Origin of the sequence: Streptomyces sp. NRRL B-3229 (assembly GCF_000719505.1) — a bacterium.
In the GTDB taxonomy this organism is placed as follows: domain Bacteria; phylum Actinomycetota; class Actinomycetes; order Streptomycetales; family Streptomycetaceae; genus Streptomyces; species Streptomyces griseorubiginosus.
In genome coordinates this window covers 483,596-498,451 of record NZ_JOGP01000007.1, presented here as the reverse complement: position 1 = coordinate 498,451, position 14,856 = coordinate 483,596, and the positions used below count along the sequence as shown (strand labels likewise).

12 protein-coding genes, 1 rRNA gene and 1 pseudogene are annotated in these 14,856 nt (G+C 69.6%); 5 read left to right on the top strand and 9 right to left on the bottom strand.

Annotated features, from left to right (window positions below; genetic code table 11):
- Window positions 1-90: ribosomal RNA gene (rrf, locus tag IF54_RS40515) — 5S ribosomal RNA — on the top strand; the annotation flags it as partial.
- Window positions 91-159: 69 nt separating this feature from the next.
- On the top strand, window positions 160-705 hold the full coding sequence (locus tag IF54_RS0114250; RefSeq protein WP_030318276.1) for a GNAT family N-acetyltransferase: 546 nt from the start codon (window positions 160-162) through the stop codon (window positions 703-705).
- Between the two features lie 11 nt (window positions 706-716).
- On the opposite strand, the gene IF54_RS0114245 is transcribed toward IF54_RS0114250, so the two are convergent.
- From IF54_RS0114245 to IF54_RS0114205, 9 genes and pseudogenes are all read right to left on the bottom strand, one after another.
- Window positions 717-2,324, bottom strand: coding sequence for a type IV secretory system conjugative DNA transfer family protein (locus IF54_RS0114245; RefSeq protein ID WP_030318274.1), 1,608 nt, complete (start codon window positions 2,322-2,324; stop codon window positions 717-719).
- A gap of 15 nt (window positions 2,325-2,339) precedes the next feature.
- On the bottom strand, window positions 2,340-3,755 hold the full coding sequence (locus IF54_RS0114240) for an ATP-binding protein (protein WP_020140254.1): 1,416 nt from the start codon (window positions 3,753-3,755) through the stop codon (window positions 2,340-2,342).
- Between the two features lie 10 nt (window positions 3,756-3,765).
- The gene (locus IF54_RS0114235; RefSeq protein WP_030318272.1) at window positions 3,766-5,325 is read right to left on the bottom strand and encodes an SCO6880 family protein; all 1,560 of its coding nucleotides are present in this window, start codon (window positions 5,323-5,325) and stop codon (window positions 3,766-3,768) included.
- Window positions 5,322-6,653, bottom strand: coding sequence for a membrane protein (locus IF54_RS0114230; RefSeq protein ID WP_030318270.1), 1,332 nt, complete (start codon window positions 6,651-6,653; stop codon window positions 5,322-5,324). Before IF54_RS0114230 ends, IF54_RS0114235 begins: the two co-directional genes overlap by 4 nt.
- Entirely contained in the window at window positions 6,643-7,467 is an 825-nt protein-coding gene (locus IF54_RS0114225; protein ID WP_030318268.1) for a hypothetical protein, read from the bottom strand. The genes IF54_RS0114230 and IF54_RS0114225 overlap by 11 nt, the downstream gene beginning before the upstream one ends.
- A 198-nt stretch (window positions 7,468-7,665) precedes the next feature.
- The gene (locus IF54_RS0114220; protein WP_020140250.1) at window positions 7,666-7,974 is read right to left on the bottom strand and encodes a hypothetical protein; all 309 of its coding nucleotides are present in this window, start codon (window positions 7,972-7,974) and stop codon (window positions 7,666-7,668) included.
- A 373-nt stretch (window positions 7,975-8,347) separates the two neighbouring features.
- Window positions 8,348-9,391, bottom strand: a pseudogene (locus IF54_RS0114215) (S53 family peptidase); the annotation flags it as partial.
- Window positions 9,392-9,764: 373 nt separating this feature from the next.
- The gene (locus IF54_RS0114210) at window positions 9,765-10,919 is read right to left on the bottom strand and encodes a S53 family peptidase (RefSeq protein WP_030318263.1); all 1,155 of its coding nucleotides are present in this window, start codon (window positions 10,917-10,919) and stop codon (window positions 9,765-9,767) included.
- 256 nt (window positions 10,920-11,175) lie between these two features.
- Window positions 11,176-12,048 (bottom strand): alpha/beta fold hydrolase, encoded by an 873-nt coding sequence (locus IF54_RS0114205; protein ID WP_030318261.1) that lies wholly within the window; start codon window positions 12,046-12,048, stop codon window positions 11,176-11,178.
- A gap of 113 nt (window positions 12,049-12,161) precedes the next feature.
- Here IF54_RS0114205 and IF54_RS0114200 point away from each other — a divergent pair, with 113 nt between their 5' ends.
- The 3 genes from IF54_RS0114200 (at window position 12,162) to IF54_RS0114190 (ending at window position 14,850) form a co-directional block, all read left to right on the top strand.
- Window positions 12,162-12,872 carry a trypsin-like peptidase domain-containing protein gene (locus IF54_RS0114200; protein ID WP_030318259.1) on the top strand — a complete coding sequence of 237 codons (711 nt, stop codon included), beginning with the start codon at window positions 12,162-12,164 and terminating at the stop codon, window positions 12,870-12,872.
- A 102-nt stretch (window positions 12,873-12,974) separates the two neighbouring features.
- Window positions 12,975-13,982, top strand: coding sequence for an NlpC/P60 family protein (locus IF54_RS0114195; RefSeq protein WP_030318256.1), 1,008 nt, complete (start codon window positions 12,975-12,977; stop codon window positions 13,980-13,982).
- A gap of 169 nt (window positions 13,983-14,151) precedes the next feature.
- A complete protein-coding gene (locus IF54_RS0114190) occupies window positions 14,152-14,850 on the top strand; it encodes a phosphatase PAP2 family protein (RefSeq protein ID WP_030318254.1) in 699 nt (232 codons plus the stop codon).
- Window positions 14,851-14,856 lie beyond the last annotated feature (6 nt).

Below are 14,856 nucleotides of genomic sequence, written 5' to 3'. Positions count from 1 at the left end.
CCCGGTTACATTCCGAACCCGGAAGCTAAGCCTTACAGCGCCGATGGTACTGCAGGGGGGACCCTGTGGGAGAGTAGGACACCGCCGAACAAATTTTGAGAAAACCCCCGTTCCATTCGGAACGGGGGTTTTCTGTTTTTCCGTACTACTGTGGTCTGCATGAATTACGTGATCCGGTCCGTTCGTGCTGATGAGTGGGCCGCCGCCAAGGCTCTGCGGCTGGAGGCGCTTCAGGATCCTGTCGCGCCTCTTGCCTATCTGGAGACCTATGAGGAGGCCCTCGGCCGGCCCGACTCCTTCTGGCAGGAGCGCACGGCTTCCGGCGCCGAGGGGGCGGACGGGGCGCAGACTGTCATCGCCGAGGCACCCGATGGTCAATGGGTCGGGACAGCGACCGTGTTGATGGAGGAGCCCGGGACCACGGACTGGGCCGGGTTCCCCGTGGAGCGGAAGCAGGGGCATGTCGTCGGCGTCTTCGTGCGGCCCGAGGAGCGGGGCAGCGGGCTCACCGACGTGCTGTTCGACGCGGCTCTGGAGTGGGCCTGGGCCCACGGGGCCGAGCGGGTGCGGCTGATCGTGCACGAGGACAACGGACGGGCGCAGCGGTTCTACCGCAAGGCGGGGTTCGTGCCGAGCGGTGTGGTGGTGCCGCTCGCGAAGGCTCCTGGGGAGTCCGAGTTGGAGTTTGTGCTCGAACGCTCCTGAGGGCGCTCGTGCTACACGGGCAGTTCGGCGTCCGGCCAGCGGGTGCGAGCCTGTTCCCGGGAGCGGAGCAGGGCCAGGGTCGGCAGGCCCCGGTCCGCTCCGGCGGTCAGGAGCTCCGGGAGCTGGGGGAGCGGAGCCACCGCTGCGACGTCGTCCAGGACGAGGGTCAGTGGTGGGTCGAGGCGACCGGCGGATGACCGTTCGGCCATGTGCCGGCCACGCTCGACCACGTTGGAGGCGAGAGCCGTCAGAAGGGGCATCGCGCCGGGGTGGGTCCTGGGGTCCTCGATGGATTCACCGACCAGATAAAGCGTTCCCCCTTCGTGGACGAAGGAATCCAAGGCGAGGGCATCACTTCGGTTGGGAGTGCATGCCTCGCGGATGTTGACGGTGAAGAGGGCGGAGAGGGCCCGGGCGGTGAGTTCCTGGGCGATGTCCCTGCGTTCCGGGTGCGCTGTGAGAGCCGCTTCGAGTTCGCCCGCGGAGCCGGGGGCGGCCTTCGGGTGGGTGCGGAGGGTGCGTACCGCGTCCTGGATCTGGGTGCCCTGGCACCAGCGGTGGACGTGGCGGATGGTGCGGGACTCCAGGGCGGCGGCGTGGAGGTAGCTGCGCAGGAGCGTTTCGGCCACGTCGGTGACGGCCTGGTCGATCTTCGCGGTGGGGCGGACGGGGGCGAGGAGGGCGGCGGCTCTGGCCTTCGCGGTTTCCTTGTTCTCGCAGCCGGCTGTCGGTGACCAGTGGAGGCGGGCCGGGGTGTCGCAGAGGTGGGTGGGGTCGTAGACGTGGACCGGGCCGAGTTTGGCTCGGGCGTCCTTGGTGTCCTGCCAGAGGGTGGGGTTCGAGGTGACCACGAGGGCGGGGCCCTCGGCGTCTCTGATGGCTTGGGCCGCGGTGGTGTGGCGGGTTGCCGGTGGGGCGTAGAGGATCGCGCCTTCGGCGCGGGATGTTTCCCACCCGCCCACCCGTTCACCGTTGGACAGAGAAGTGGGCAGCTGGGCGGCCGCGGACGTCGCACGGAGTGGCTCCGCGGGATGGGGGAGCCCGGGCGGGGCGCTCGCCGCCGGCGGCTGCGGCTGTTCGGTCGCCGTTGATCTCAGTGGATCGCCCAGGTGGGCTGCAACGGTCGGCTCGTGCTCCGCGGACGGCCTCGGGGCCGGTACCTCATGGGCGGTAGCTGGTACCTCGTGCAGCGGTTCCGGAGTTCTACGGCGTTCCCGCGCCGCCAGTTTCTCCGCTCTCGTTCTTGCCCGGACCGCTCTCCAGCGGGCCAGGGTGCCCATGACGAAGATGGTCAGGACGACCAGGATCATCAGCTGGCCGATCAGCAGGCCCCAGACGAGGCCGTAGCCGGAGAGCTGGGTGGGCGGGGTGTCGGGCCAGGCGCCCGGGATGTCCTGGGGGTGGCCGATGAGGTGGCGCATGGCCAGGGGGGTGCGGGTGAAGGTGACGGACCGGGGCCAGGCGCCGTGGGTGAACAGGCCCGCGAGGCCCGTCGCCGTCCAGACCAGCAGGGTCATACCGACGAGGAAGGCGAGTATGCCGACCAGCAGGCCGTCCGGGATGCCTCCCTGGGCTTCCCGGGGTTCCCGAGGGTCCCGTCGGCGGTCGTCCGGTCTCACCACTGTCCGCCCCTCCTACGCCACCGTCGACTCGGAGTCGCCCATGTGCTGCTCCACGAAGGCCGCCGCCCTCTCCTCCGCCTCCAACTCGGCCGCGCGCAGGGCGTCGTCGGCGAGCTCGCGGTCCGCGGAGGACTCCGTCATCGCGCGGTCGGTGAAGACCAGGGGGCGTTCGGTCTCGGTGACCAGGTGCTTGACGACCTGGACATTGCCGTTGACGTCCCAGACGGCGATGCCGGGGGTGAGGGAGGGGATGATCTCGACGGCCCAGCGGGGCAGGCCCAGGACGCGGCCCGTGGCTCGGGCCTCGTCGGCCTTCTGGGCGTAGATGGTGCGGGTCGAGGCCATCTTGAGGATCGCGGCCGCCTCCTTCGCGGCCGCTCCGTCCACCACGTCGGACAGGTGGTGGACGACCGCCACGAAGGACAGGCCGAGCCGGCGGCCGAACTTCAGCAGCCGCTGGAAGAGCTGGGCCACGAAGGGGCTGTTGATGATGTGCCAGGCCTCCTCGACCAGGAAGATGCGCTTCTTCCGGTCGGGGCGGATCCAGGTGTGTTCCAGCCAAACTCCCACGATCGCCATGAGGATGGGCATGGCGATGGAGTTGCGGTCGATGTGGGACAAATCGAAGACGATCAGCGGCGCGTCCAGGTCGATGCCGACCGTGGTCGGACCGTCGAACATGCCGCGCAGGTCACCGTCGACCAGGCGGTCCAGGACCAGGGCGACATCGAGGCCCCAGGCGCGTACGTCCTCTATGTCGACGTTCATCGCCTCGGCCGACTCGGGCTCGGGGTGCCGTAGCTGCTCCACGATGTCCGTGAGGATCGGCTGACGTTCGACGATGGACTCGTTGACGTAGGCGTGCGCGACCTTGAGGGCGAAGCCGGAGCGCTCGTCGAGGCCGTGGCCCATCGCGACCTCGATGATGGTCCGCAGCAAGGCGAGCTGGCCGGTCGTGGTGATCGCCGGGTCCAGCGGGTTGAGGCGGATGCCCTGGTCGAGGGCGGCCATCGGGTCGAGCCGGATGGGAGTTATCCCCAACTCCTGGGCGATGAGGTTCCATTCACCGGCGCCGTCCTCGCCCTGGGCGTCCAGGACGACGACTTGGCGGTCCCGGAAGCGCAACTGCCGTAGGACGTAGGTCTTCTCGAGGGCCGACTTGCCGTTGCCGGACTCGCCCAGGACCAGCCAGTGCGGGGCCGGGAGCTGCTGGCCGTAGAGCTGGAAGGGGTCGTAGATGTAGCCCTTGCCGGAGTAGACCTCGCGGCCGATGATCACGCCCGAGTCACCGAGGCCGGGCGCGGCGGTCGGGAGGTAGACCGCCTGCGCCTGGCCGGTGGACGTGCGGACCGGCAGGCGGGTCGTCTCGACCTTCCCGAAGAGGAAGGACGTGAAGGCGTCGGTGAGGACGGACAGCGGATCCCGCATGCTTGGTCCCCTACTTTCGGATGCCGGTGGCGAACGGAAGCGTGTTCACGAAGGCGCGGTGGTGCTCGCGGTCGCACCACTCCAGCTTCAGGTACGACTTTCCTGCCGAGGCCCGGATGGTCCGCTTGTCGCGGGCCAGGGCCTCGGGGGAGCGGGAGGAGACGGTGATGTAGCCGACCAGGTTGACGCCGGCCGCGCCGCTCGCGAGGTCCTCGCCGCGCTGGTCGAGGCGGGAGTGGGCGGCCACGTCGCGGGGGTCGATGGTGCGGTTCATCTTGGCCGCGCGGGACGCCTCCGCCTCGTCGTTGGTCTTCTCGGTCAGCATGCGCTCGATGGCGATCTCGGTGGGTTCGAGGTCCATCGTGACGGCGACCGTGCGGATGACGTCCGGGGTGTGCACGAGCAGGGGCGCCAGGAAGTTGACGCCGACCGGGGTCATCGGCCACTCCTTGACCCAGGCGGTGGCGTGGCACCAGGGCGCGCGGGTGGAGGACTCCCTCGTCTTCGCCTGGAGGAACGTCGGTTCCATGGCGTCGAGTTCGGCCGGCCAGGCGTTGCGCTGGGTCATCGCCTGGATGTGGTCGATGGGGTGGTCGGGGTCGTACATGGAGTGGATCAGCGACGACAGCCGGCCCTGGCCGAGCGGTTGGCGTACGCGGATGTCGGCCTCCTGGAGGCGCGAGCAGATGTCGGTCAGCTCGCGGGCCATGACCACCGCGAGACCGGCGTCCCGGTCGAGTCTGCGGCCGGACTGGGGGCGGGCCGCGCGGGCCATCGCCTGGGCCTCGGCGGCGAGTTCGCGGGTGTAGTGCATGCAGGCGACCAGGTACGCGCGGTGCTGCTCGCTGCTGGTGGAGACCATCGACTGGAGCTGGTCGTACGACGACTGGAGCCAGGGCAGCGCCTTGTCGTCCCCGCGTACGGCGACGTCCTTGGCGTGGGCGTCGGGGTCGGCGGGGAGGGTGCGGGCGAGCATCTGGAGACGGGTGACGAAGCCGTCGCCGTTGGCCACGTGCTTGAGGAGGGTGCCGAAGCGGTCGACGAGGGCTTCCTGGTCCTCGGAGTCGCGCAGGCCGACGCCGGGGCCCTCGATCTCGATGGCGGCGGTGACGGTACGCCGGTCCGCGTGCAGGAGGACGGCGATCTCGTCGGGGCCGAAGGGGGCGGCGAGCCAGTTGATGCGGCCGATGCCGGGGGGCGGGCCGACCTCGACCTCCCGGCCGTCGACGTGGGTGCCGGCCTCCATGACGGAGGAGCGGTAGGTGGTGCCCTGGCGCAGGGTGCGCTTGTAACTGCGGTTGATCTCGAACCACTTGTAGAAGGTGCGGCGCTTGTACGGCACGTAGACCGCGGCGAGCGCGACGAGCGGGAAGCCCATCAGGAGCACGATGCGCAGGGAGAGCACCGGGACGAGGAGCCCGCACATCATGCCGAGGAACGCGCCCACGATGATGAGCGCGATCTCGCCCGACTCACGATTCCGGCCGACGATCGCGTTCGGCCGGGCGCGGCCGATCAGATATGTCCGGCGGGGCGTGACCGCATGCGACACGTGGGACTCGGTCGTCAACGCCCGTCACCTCCTGTGCTGTTGCTACTGCCGTTGCGGGTGTTGCTGGCGTGCGGGGTGTTCACCGGGTTGCCGGCGCGGGGAGCGGGAGCGGCGGAGGGGACAGATCCGCCGCCTCCGTTCGGGGTGCGCGAGCTGTGGGCGGCGACTCCGCCGGACGCCGGGTTGCTCGGGCGGGCGCCCGAACCTCCGGATGCCTGACCGTTGTTGTCGGCCCGGGAGCTGTGGGTCTTGATGCCCTGGGCGACGAGGGTGGCGGGCGAGCTGATGACGGCCGCCGCCTTGCCTTCGGCGCCCTGCATGATGCGGTTGTTTCGGGAGCCGGCGATCTCGTCGCCGAAGCCGGGGACGAAGCGGTAGATCATCGCGCTGGCGAAGATGGCGAGCAGGATGATGGCGAGGCCGGAGACGACGGCGGAGAAGGCGTCGGGGCCGTCGTCGGAGGAGAGCGCGCCGGCGAGGCCGAGGACGATGACGATCACCGGTTTGACCAGGATGACGGCGATCATGATGCCGGCCCAGCGGCGGACGTGGCCCCAGAGGTTCTTGTCGACGAGGCCGGCGTAGACGACGGTGCCGAGGAGGGCGCCGACGTAGAGGAGGGCGGCGCGGATCACGAGCTCCAGCCAGAGGACTCCGGCGGCGAGGATGCTGACCAGGGAGACGACGATCAGCATGATGGGGCCGCCGCCGATGTCGTTGCCCTTTTGCAGGGCGCCGGAGAAGGTGCCGAAGAAGGTGTCGGTCTGGTCGCCGGTGGCTTTCGCGAGGACTTCTGAGACGCCGTCGGTGGCCGAGACGACGGTGTAGAGGATGAGGGGGGTGAAGGCGGAGGCGAGGACGGTGAGCCAGAGGAACCCGATGGCTTCGCTGAGGGCGGTGGAGAGGGGGACGCCTCTCACTGCGCGCTTGGCGACGGCGAGCAGCCACAGGAGGAGGGTGAGGATGGTCGAGGCGGCGAAGACGACGGCGTACTGCTGGAGGAACTTCTGGTTGGTGAAGTCGACGTTGGCGGTGTCCTTGACGGCGTCGCTGAGTTTGGTGATGGTCCAGGCGGCGGCTTTGGCGCAACTGTTGGCCAGTGAGGACATGGGGTCGAGCGTGGTGGTGGGGTCGTCGGTGATCGACCCTCCGCTCGACTTGTTGCCGCGGTCGCTCTCGCACAGCGTCCGGGAGGCCCCGCTGAGCAGACGGCAGGCGTCTTTGCTCGCCGAGGGCGTCGGGGTGGGCGAGGGGGCCGCGACGGCGCGGGTCGCCAGCAGCACGGTCGTGGTCTGTACGGCGGTGACCGCGGCGGCGGCCTTGAGCACGCAGCGACTACCGGGCATAGGTGAACCCTCCGTACTCATCGACAGCCTTTGCCATTTCGTCGGCGCTGGAGGCCTGGTCGTCGCCGGGGACAGGCGCCGGGCCTTCCTTCTGGGACTGTGTGGCGACCTTCCAGTCGCCGGACACCCATTCGAGCTGCATGGTGATGGTGAACCAGCTGTTGGTGACGGGGTTCGTGGAGTTCTCGCCCGCCATGCCGAGCAGCCCGCTGCACCAGACCTCGACGGTCACGCTGTTCTGGGCGGATGCGGTGACCTTGGTGCCGATGGGGCTCGTACGGGATACGAAGGTGTAGCCGACGGGCGTCGAGCCGTCCTCGTTCAGCCCGACGTTCTTGTTGAAGGCCGGTGTGTAGGCCCGGTCCAGGGCTGATCGGAATCCGTTCAGGCGCGCCGGGGCGATGACGGTCTGGAGGATCGCGTCGCGCTGCGTCTTGTTGAACATGTCGGCCGCGCCCAGGGCCACCGCGTAGTTCGCCGCGGCGCTCTGGGCGCCCTGCGCGTCGTGCGCGTAGCCGGTGGGGATCGCACCCGAGGTGCTCTTCACGGGCTTGGTGCCGCTCGGGGCCGTGGACGAACTCTTAGGCTCGCCCCCCGCCCCCGTAGCCGTCGAGTCCGAGGTGTTGTCGCCGCGGTTCGCGAAGGCGATTGCTGCGATCAGGAGGACGATGACGCCTACGACGGTGACGAGGCTTCTGGAGGAGGAGCGGGGGGTGCGGCGGGCGCCGCCGTAGACGTCGCCGGGGCGTTCGGGGTAGCGGGTGCGGGTCTGGCCCGTGCCGCCGTAGCTCTCGTGGTCGTCGTCCGGACTCATGCCGCTCACGCCCCCTCGACGTCGTACGAGAACCCGTAGGAGTACGACGGTAGCCGCGCTGGTTCCCGCGCGGGTGCGGTGTGGTGACTCGACATCAGGGAACGCAACCTCAGCCGGTGGGCACTGCGGACGGGTGGGGTAGGAGGGGGTACCGGGAGCGCCCGGCCGGACTGGAGGTGCGTCGACCGGACGCTTCGGCTATACGGCCATTCCGTACACGATGGTGAAGAGCGTGCCCAGGGAGCCGATGATGAAGACTCCGGTCAGGCCCGCGACGATGAGGCCCTTGCCCTGTTCCGCGCTGAAGGTGTCCCGCAGGGCGGTGGCTCCGATGCGCTGCTTCGCGGCGCCCCAGATGGCGATGCCGAGGCAGAGCAGGATGGCGACCGCCATGACGACCTGGATCATCGTCTTGGCCTCGGTCCCCAGCGCCCCGAAAGGCCCCCAGTCTGGAGCGATCCCGCCGATGATGGTGTTGATGTCGCCCTTGTCGGCCGCAAAGAACATGTAAGTCACCGCCCCTGGTGGGTAGTTCCGTCCCCCTGCGTGGGCGCAGAGGTCAGTCCTCATTGTCGCCGACAATTCTGCCGTCGTATGTCGACTTGGCGGCATTGGCCGACGGGTTTCGTACGAATGACTGTCTGGTCACTCTGTGTATCACGGCAGGTCACGCCGGGCAATGAGGCCTGAGCGGAACCTGTCGTGTGGTTCCGTCGTTGACCCCTCTTACGACCTGCGGTGCTTCTGGCACCGATGTTCTGCGGGTGAAGGCTAACCCGGACCGCCCCCGGTATGACGAACGGGCCGCGGGAGGGGAGCCCCGCGGCCCGTTCATTGACGGAGAGTCAGCTGGTGAAGCCGGTTACTCCTTCCGGGGTGCCCACGCCGGTCGGGCCGTGCCGTAGGAGTCGTAGACGGAGACGCCGGTGGCGGGGTCGGCGACGGCGGAGACGTCGGCGATCATGCGCTTGGTGCAGCCGGTGTCGGTCTGCCAGGACGGTTTGGCGTCGTAGGCGGAGCAGCCGGAGCCGGTGCCCTCGGTGGAGCTGGTCTTCCAGACGGTCTCGGTCCAGCCGCGCGTGGTGGAGGAGGTCTTGAGGGCCGTTCCGCCCACCGCCGTCACGTACTTGGAGGCGGCCGGGTACTCGGCGCCGTAGCCCGAGTCTCCTGCGCTGACGGTGATGGCGACGCCGGGGTGGTTGAAGTACGAGGAGTCGTAGGACGTGTCGCTCGAGGACTCCGAGCCGCCGTAGGAGTTGGAGACGTACTTGGCGCCGAGGGCGACCGCCTCGTTCACCGACTTGCCGAGGTTGGCCATCGTGGGCGAGGTCGCCTCGACGAGCAGGATGTGGGCGTTGGGGGCGATGGCGGAGACCATGTCGAGGTCGAGGGAGATCTCCTCGGACCAGCCGGCGTCGCTGGAGGGCAGGGAGGTGGTGGAGCCGGTCTGGGAGACCTTCTTGAAGCAGCCGTTGGCGGTGGTGCAGGCGGGGAGGCCGTAATAGGAGCGGTAGGTGGCGAGGTCGGCCTCGGCGTTGGGGTCGTTGTAGGCGTCGACGATGGCGACGGTCGCGCCGGTGCCGCCGGATGCGGCGGCCGCGGTCAGGCCGTAGGCGGACCGCAGGTCCGTGGGGCCGTAGCCGGTGGGAGCGGCGGCGTCGGCGGCCTTCGGGGTGACGCCGCGGGCCTGCCGGCCCTTCTGGAAGGCGGTGGTGCCGCCGGTCACACGCAGGGAGTCGCAGGCGAGTTCGCCGGCCTTCTTGGGGGTGGCGCAGGGGGTCGCGGTCCAGGTGACCTTGGACGAGGTCGTGGCGTCCGCGTGGACGGCGGTGCCGAGGCCGGCGAGGGCGAGGGCGGCGGTGGCGGCCGCGGCGGTGCCGACGCGGCGCCATCCGGGGCGTCTGTGGGGGGAGTTGGTACGCAAGGTGCAGCCTCCTGATGACGGGGGAACAGGGGCGGTGCGGGTGCGTGCCGTCGGTGGGGTGTCCCGGGTGGCGGGCGGCGGCCTGCGAAGACCGTCCTCTTGTTGAGGACGTGACAACAAGGGAGCCGGTGGAATCCTGACCGACGCCTTACCGAAGCGGGCGTCGGATTACCCGGCGATGAAAGCCCGTTGGACCGCGGGCGGCGCCCGCTTGACCTGATTCACAGCCGAATTCGCGCGGAGATACGGCGGAGATACGGCGAACGGGCCGCGACCGGATGTCGTGGCCCGTTGCCGTGGTGCCGCCGAGGGGACCCCACGTCCCCCTCTCAAGGGCGGCATCCCCGTGACCCGACGGGGGCGTTCAGGGGGCTCAGCCGCCGAAGGCGGCCAGGCCCTGCGGGGTGCCGAGTCCGGTCGGGCCGTCGTAGCCCGTCCTGGCGGTGCCGTAGGAGTCGTAGACGGAGACGCCGGTGGCGGGGTCGGCGACGGCGGAGACGTCGGCGATCATGCGCTTGGTGCAGCCGGTGTCGGTCTGCCAGGAGGGCTTGGCGTCGTAGGCGGAGCAGCCGGAGCCGGTGCCCTCGGTGGAGCTGGTCTTCCAGACCGTCTCGGTCCAGCCGCGCGTGGTGGAGGAGGTCTTGAGGGCCGTGCCGCCCACCGCCGTCACGTACCTGGAGGCGGCCGGGTACTCGGCGCCGTAGGCCTCGTCGCCGGCGGAGACGGTGATGGCGACACCCGGGTGGTTGAAGTACGAGGAGTCGTACGAGGTGTCCGACGACGACTCGGAGCCGCCGTAGGAGTTGGAGACGAACTTGGCGCCCAGGGTGACGGCCTCGTTCACCGCCTTGCCCAGGTTGGCCATGCTCGACGAACTCGCCTCGACCAGCAGGATGTGGGCGTTGGGGGCGATCGCGGAGACCATGTCGAGGTCGAGGGAGATCTCGCCGGCCCAGCCGCTGTCGGCGGTGGGCAGGGAGGTCGTGGAGCCGGTCTGGGAGACCTTCTTGAAGCAGCCGTTGGCGACGGTGCACGCCGGCAGGCCGTAGTAGCTGCGGTAGGTGGCCAGGTCCGCGGCGGCGTTGGGGTCGTCGTAGGCATCGACGATGGCGATGGTCTGGCCGGCGCCGTTGTTCGCGGACGCGGAGGTCAGGCCGTAGGCGGAGCGCAGGTCGCTCGGGCCGTAACCGGTCGGGGTGGCGGAGGAGGCGTTCGGCTTGAGTGTCTTGGCGGTCACGCCCTTGAGCGCGGCCTGCTTCTCCATGAAGGCGGTGGTGCCGGCGGTGACGCGCAGGGCGTGGCAGGCGGCGTAGCCCTTCTTGGGGGTGGCGTCACACGCGCTCTCGTACTGCACGTGCGCCTTCGCGACGGCGGTGGCGACGGTCTTGGCGCTCACGTGGTCGGGCGTGGCCGCCGTCGCGTGGGCGGCGGTGCCGAGGCCGGCGAGCACGAGAGCGCCGGTGGCCACGGCGGTGGAGCCGATCCGACGCCATCTGCCGGATATGTGGGGGGAGTTGGGTGTACGCAACGTACAGCCTCCTGTGAGTGGTTGCAGAGGCCTGCGGTGGGGACCACCGGTGAGGTTCCCGGTGGGGGCGGCGACCCGCGTAGACCATCGCCTTGTTGAGTACGTGACAACAAGACCGGCGACGGAATCCTGACTTCCGCCTTACTGAAGGGCGTTGCGGGCTTACTGATCAATGACGGCGGGATGGGCGGCGAATGGCATCGGCTTGACCATCTGCACAGGTCGCACACAACTGGAGGGTCGGGCGGGGTGCCCGTCAGCCCTTCTCCCAGAAGGCACGCAGGGCGTCCGCGAGGGTCTCCGGCGCCTCTTCTGCCATGTGGTGGCCGGAGTCGACCGGGGCGCCTTCCAGGTGGGCGCCGGCCCAGTCGCGCCAGACGGCGACGACGTCGCCGTAGAGCTCGGCCATGTCGTCACGGGTGGCCCACAGGATCTGGAGCGGGCAGCCGATGCGCCGGCCGGCCCGCTGGTCGGCGTCGTCGTGCTCCCGGTCGACGCCGAGCCCGGCCCGGTAGTCCTCGCACATGGCGTGCACGGTGGCCGGGTCGTGGATCGCGCGGTGGAAGTCCTCGTAGGCCTCGGCGCCCATCCGGTCGGGGGTGGCCGTGTACCAGGCGTCCGGGTCGGCGTTGATGACGCGTTCGGCGGGCTTGGCGGTCTGCCCGAGGAAGAACCAGTGCCACCAGCTCGCGGCGAAACCGGCGTCGCAGCGGCGCAGGGCCTCCCCGATCGGGACCGCGTCCAGCACGCTGAGCGCGGACACCGCCTCGGGGTGGTCCAGGGTGAGGCGGGAGGCCACGTACGCGCCCCTGTCGTGCCCGACGACCGCGAACCGCTCGTGCCCGAGCCCGCGCATCACCGCGAGACAGTCCCCGGCCATGGCGCGCTTGGAGTACGGGCGGTGCTCGGGGTCGGTGGGGGGCTTGTCGGAGCCGCCGTAACCGCGCAGGTCGGGGCAGACCACGGTGTACCCGGCGGCGGCCAGCAGCGGGGCGACGCGGTGCCAGGTGGCGTGGGTGCGGGGGTGGCCGTGCAGCAGGAGGACGGCGGGGCCGGTGCCGCCGTGCCGTACGCGCAGCCGGACACCGTCGCGGCCGTCACGGTGGGTCAGCTCGAAGCCGTCGAACACGCGGGCCTCCCGGTCGGTCAGGGCGTTCGGACCCGACTTCCCAGGGGCGTTCGGTCCACACTCGTACGCTCGGTTGACGCTTTTCTCACCTTCGTGCGGAATGCTGGCGTCCGATGAAGCGCACGCCACGTACCGCTCTGTACGCCGTCGTCGTCCTGCTCGCCGTCACCGCGTCCTCCGAGGCGATCGCCGACGACGGCACAGGGCCGTTCGGGGTGACCGAGGTCGCCCCCGCCGGCTCGCAGATCGCCATGGTCGGCGCCCTGTTCGACGGCAAGCAGCACGTCTGCACCGCCTCCGTCGTCCGCAGCCCGCACAAGGACCTCCTCGTCACGGCCGCGCACTGTCTCGACGACAGCGACGACCTGGTGTTCGAGCCCGGGTACCGGGACGGCAGGGCGCCCTACGGGAAGTGGAAGGTGGCGAAGCGGTACCTGCCCGAGGGGTGGTCCAAGGGGCAGGACGAGGACAGCGACCTCGCCTTCGCCACCGTGGACGGGAAGGTCCAGGACCGCGTCGGCGCGAACCGGTTCACGACGGGTACGGCGACCGGGGCCACCGCCGTCACCGTCACCGGGTACCCCTCCTCCCGGGACGTGCCGATCAGCTGCACCAACAAGCCCACCGCGCACAGCCGTACGCAACAGCGCATAGATTGCCCGGAGTTCACCGGCGGGACCAGCGGCAGCCCCTGGGTGAACGGCGACCGGCAGGTCGTCGGTGTGCTGGGCGGGCACGAGGAGGGCGGACTGACGCCCGACGTGTCGTACAGCGTGGTCCTGGGTGCGGAGGCCGCCGGGCTCTACCGTGAAGCCGTGTGCTGACGGCGGTGCGGTGATCTTTGTGCCGACCCCGCCGAGTACCCCGGTTTCCGGCGGGGAAGCTCATAAACTGGCGCGGGCGGACTCCCGGTCGGTGAGGGGCGGTTGACGGTGCGTAAGGCGTGGCTCGTGGCGGGCGCCGCTCTCGGGGCGGGGCTCAGCTTCGTGATGCTGCTCGTCGTCGGGGTCTACGTCGTCGCGGGCAACCTCGCCGGCGGGGTGGGCGGAGCCACCAGATCCCTGGCCAAGGGCGCAGTACCGGCCGCCTACCAGGCGCTCGTGCAGAAGTGGGGCAACCTCTGCCCCGCCATCAACCCGGCCCTGCTCGCCGCCCAGCTCTACCAGGAGAGCGGGTTCAACCCCAATGCGCAGAGCGCGGCCGCGGCGCAGGGGATAGCGCAGTTCATCCCGGGGACCTGGGCCACGCACGGCGTCGACGGCGACGGTGACGGCGACAAGGACGTCTGGGACCCCAACGACGCCATTCCGTCGGCGGCTTCCTACGACTGCTCGCTCGCGTCCTATGTGAAGGACGTCCCGGGAAACCTCACCGAGAACATGCTCGCCTCCTACAACGCGGGCGCGTACGCGGTCATCAAGTACGGGGGCGTGCCGCCGTACAAGGAAACCCAGAACTACGTGAAGACCATCACGACCCTGGAGGAGAGCTTCGCCGCGCCGACGAGCCGGGTCGATCCCTCCAAGCAGGCCGCCGGGGCGATTTATTACGCGCAGAAGAAGCTCGGTACGCCTTATCTGTGGGGCGGCACCGGTACGGCCGCCCAGGGTGGGCGCTTCGACTGCTCGGGGCTGACGCAGGCCTCTTACGAGAGCGTGGGTGTCACTCTTCCCCGCGTCGCCAACGACCAGTACAACGCGGGCCCCCATCCGGCCAGAAGTGAACTGCTGCCGGGGGACCTGGTGTTCTTCTCCAAGGACCCGACAAATTCGCGTGCCATCCATCATGTGGGTATTTATGTGGGCGGCGGATACATGATCGACGCACCGAGAACAGGTGCTGTGATCCGGTTCGACCCGATCGACACTTCTGAGTACTTCGGCGCCACCCGGGTCACCGAAGATGGCGCGAAAGCATTGCCCACCACCGTGTGACCGAGCGTGAAACCCACCCCCTGAGCTGCGGCGATGTGTCTCTCTTCGATAACGTCTGCGTGATCATTCAGTGGAACGTGGAACGTATTAACGGGAGCCGTGCGTTCCTGAGGGCGTAGCCGAGCGCACATGGGTACGCCGGGAAAGACGACGAAGGGGCCGCAGCACCATGGCTGTTCTCGCCGAAACCGGGTCGAACCCTGACGTCGACCTGCTCTACGACATCAACGGCCTTGCCAAGGAAGCCCCGCACTGGTTCGACCGGGTCATGGAGTACGTCGGGGAGTACGGGATCCTGCTCGGCATGGTCCTGCTCATCCTGTGGTGCTGGTGGAGCGGGCGCCGGCGCGGGGGTGAGGACGCCGCGTCCTCCGTGGCCGCGCTCCTCTGGGCGCCGCTCGCCGCCGCGCTCGCCGTTCTCGTGAACATCCCCATAAGGGGATTCGTCGAGCGGCCCCGGCCGTTCCGGACCCATGAGGGGCTCGAAGTCCTGGTTTCCGGGAAGACCGACTATTCCTTTGTGAGCGACCACGCGACGATCACCATGGCGATGGCGGTCGCGTTGTTCGTCGCCCACCGGAAGTTCGGCGTGGTCGGGATTCTGCTCGCGCTGCTCGAAGGGTTCTGCCGGGTCTACATGGGCGTGCACTATCCGACGGATGTCGTCGGGGGGTTCGCGCTCGGAACGGCTGTGGCGCTGCTGCTTTCGCCGCTCGCGATGGCTCTGTTGACCCCTTTGACGAGGGCGATCGAGGGGTCGTCGAAAGGCGCGTGGCTGATTCGGGCGCGCGGGTCCGAGCGGACGGGTGCGGTGATTCCCGGGGCCCGGCAGGGGGCCCCGGCGTCCGAGAGGGACCTGGCCGCGTAGCGAAAA

Coding starts and splice junctions, on each gene's coding strand:
- IF54_RS0114200 (WP_030318259.1), top strand. CDS start 12,162: ATGAAGCGCACGCCACGTACCGCTCTGTACGCCGTCGTCGTCCTGCTC.
- IF54_RS0114250 (WP_030318276.1), top strand. CDS start 160: ATGAATTACGTGATCCGGTCCGTTCGTGCTGATGAGTGGGCCGCCGCC.
- IF54_RS0114230 (WP_030318270.1), bottom strand. CDS start 6,653: ATGCCCGGTAGTCGCTGCGTGCTCAAGGCCGCCGCCGCGGTCACCGCC.
- IF54_RS0114240 (WP_020140254.1), bottom strand. CDS start 3,755: ATGCGGGATCCGCTGTCCGTCCTCACCGACGCCTTCACGTCCTTCCTC.
- IF54_RS0114220 (WP_020140250.1), bottom strand. CDS start 7,974: ATGTTCTTTGCGGCCGACAAGGGCGACATCAACACCATCATCGGCGGG.
- IF54_RS0114225 (WP_030318268.1), bottom strand. CDS start 7,467: ATGAGTCCGGACGACGACCACGAGAGCTACGGCGGCACGGGCCAGACC.
- IF54_RS0114190 (WP_030318254.1), top strand. CDS start 14,152: ATGGCTGTTCTCGCCGAAACCGGGTCGAACCCTGACGTCGACCTGCTC.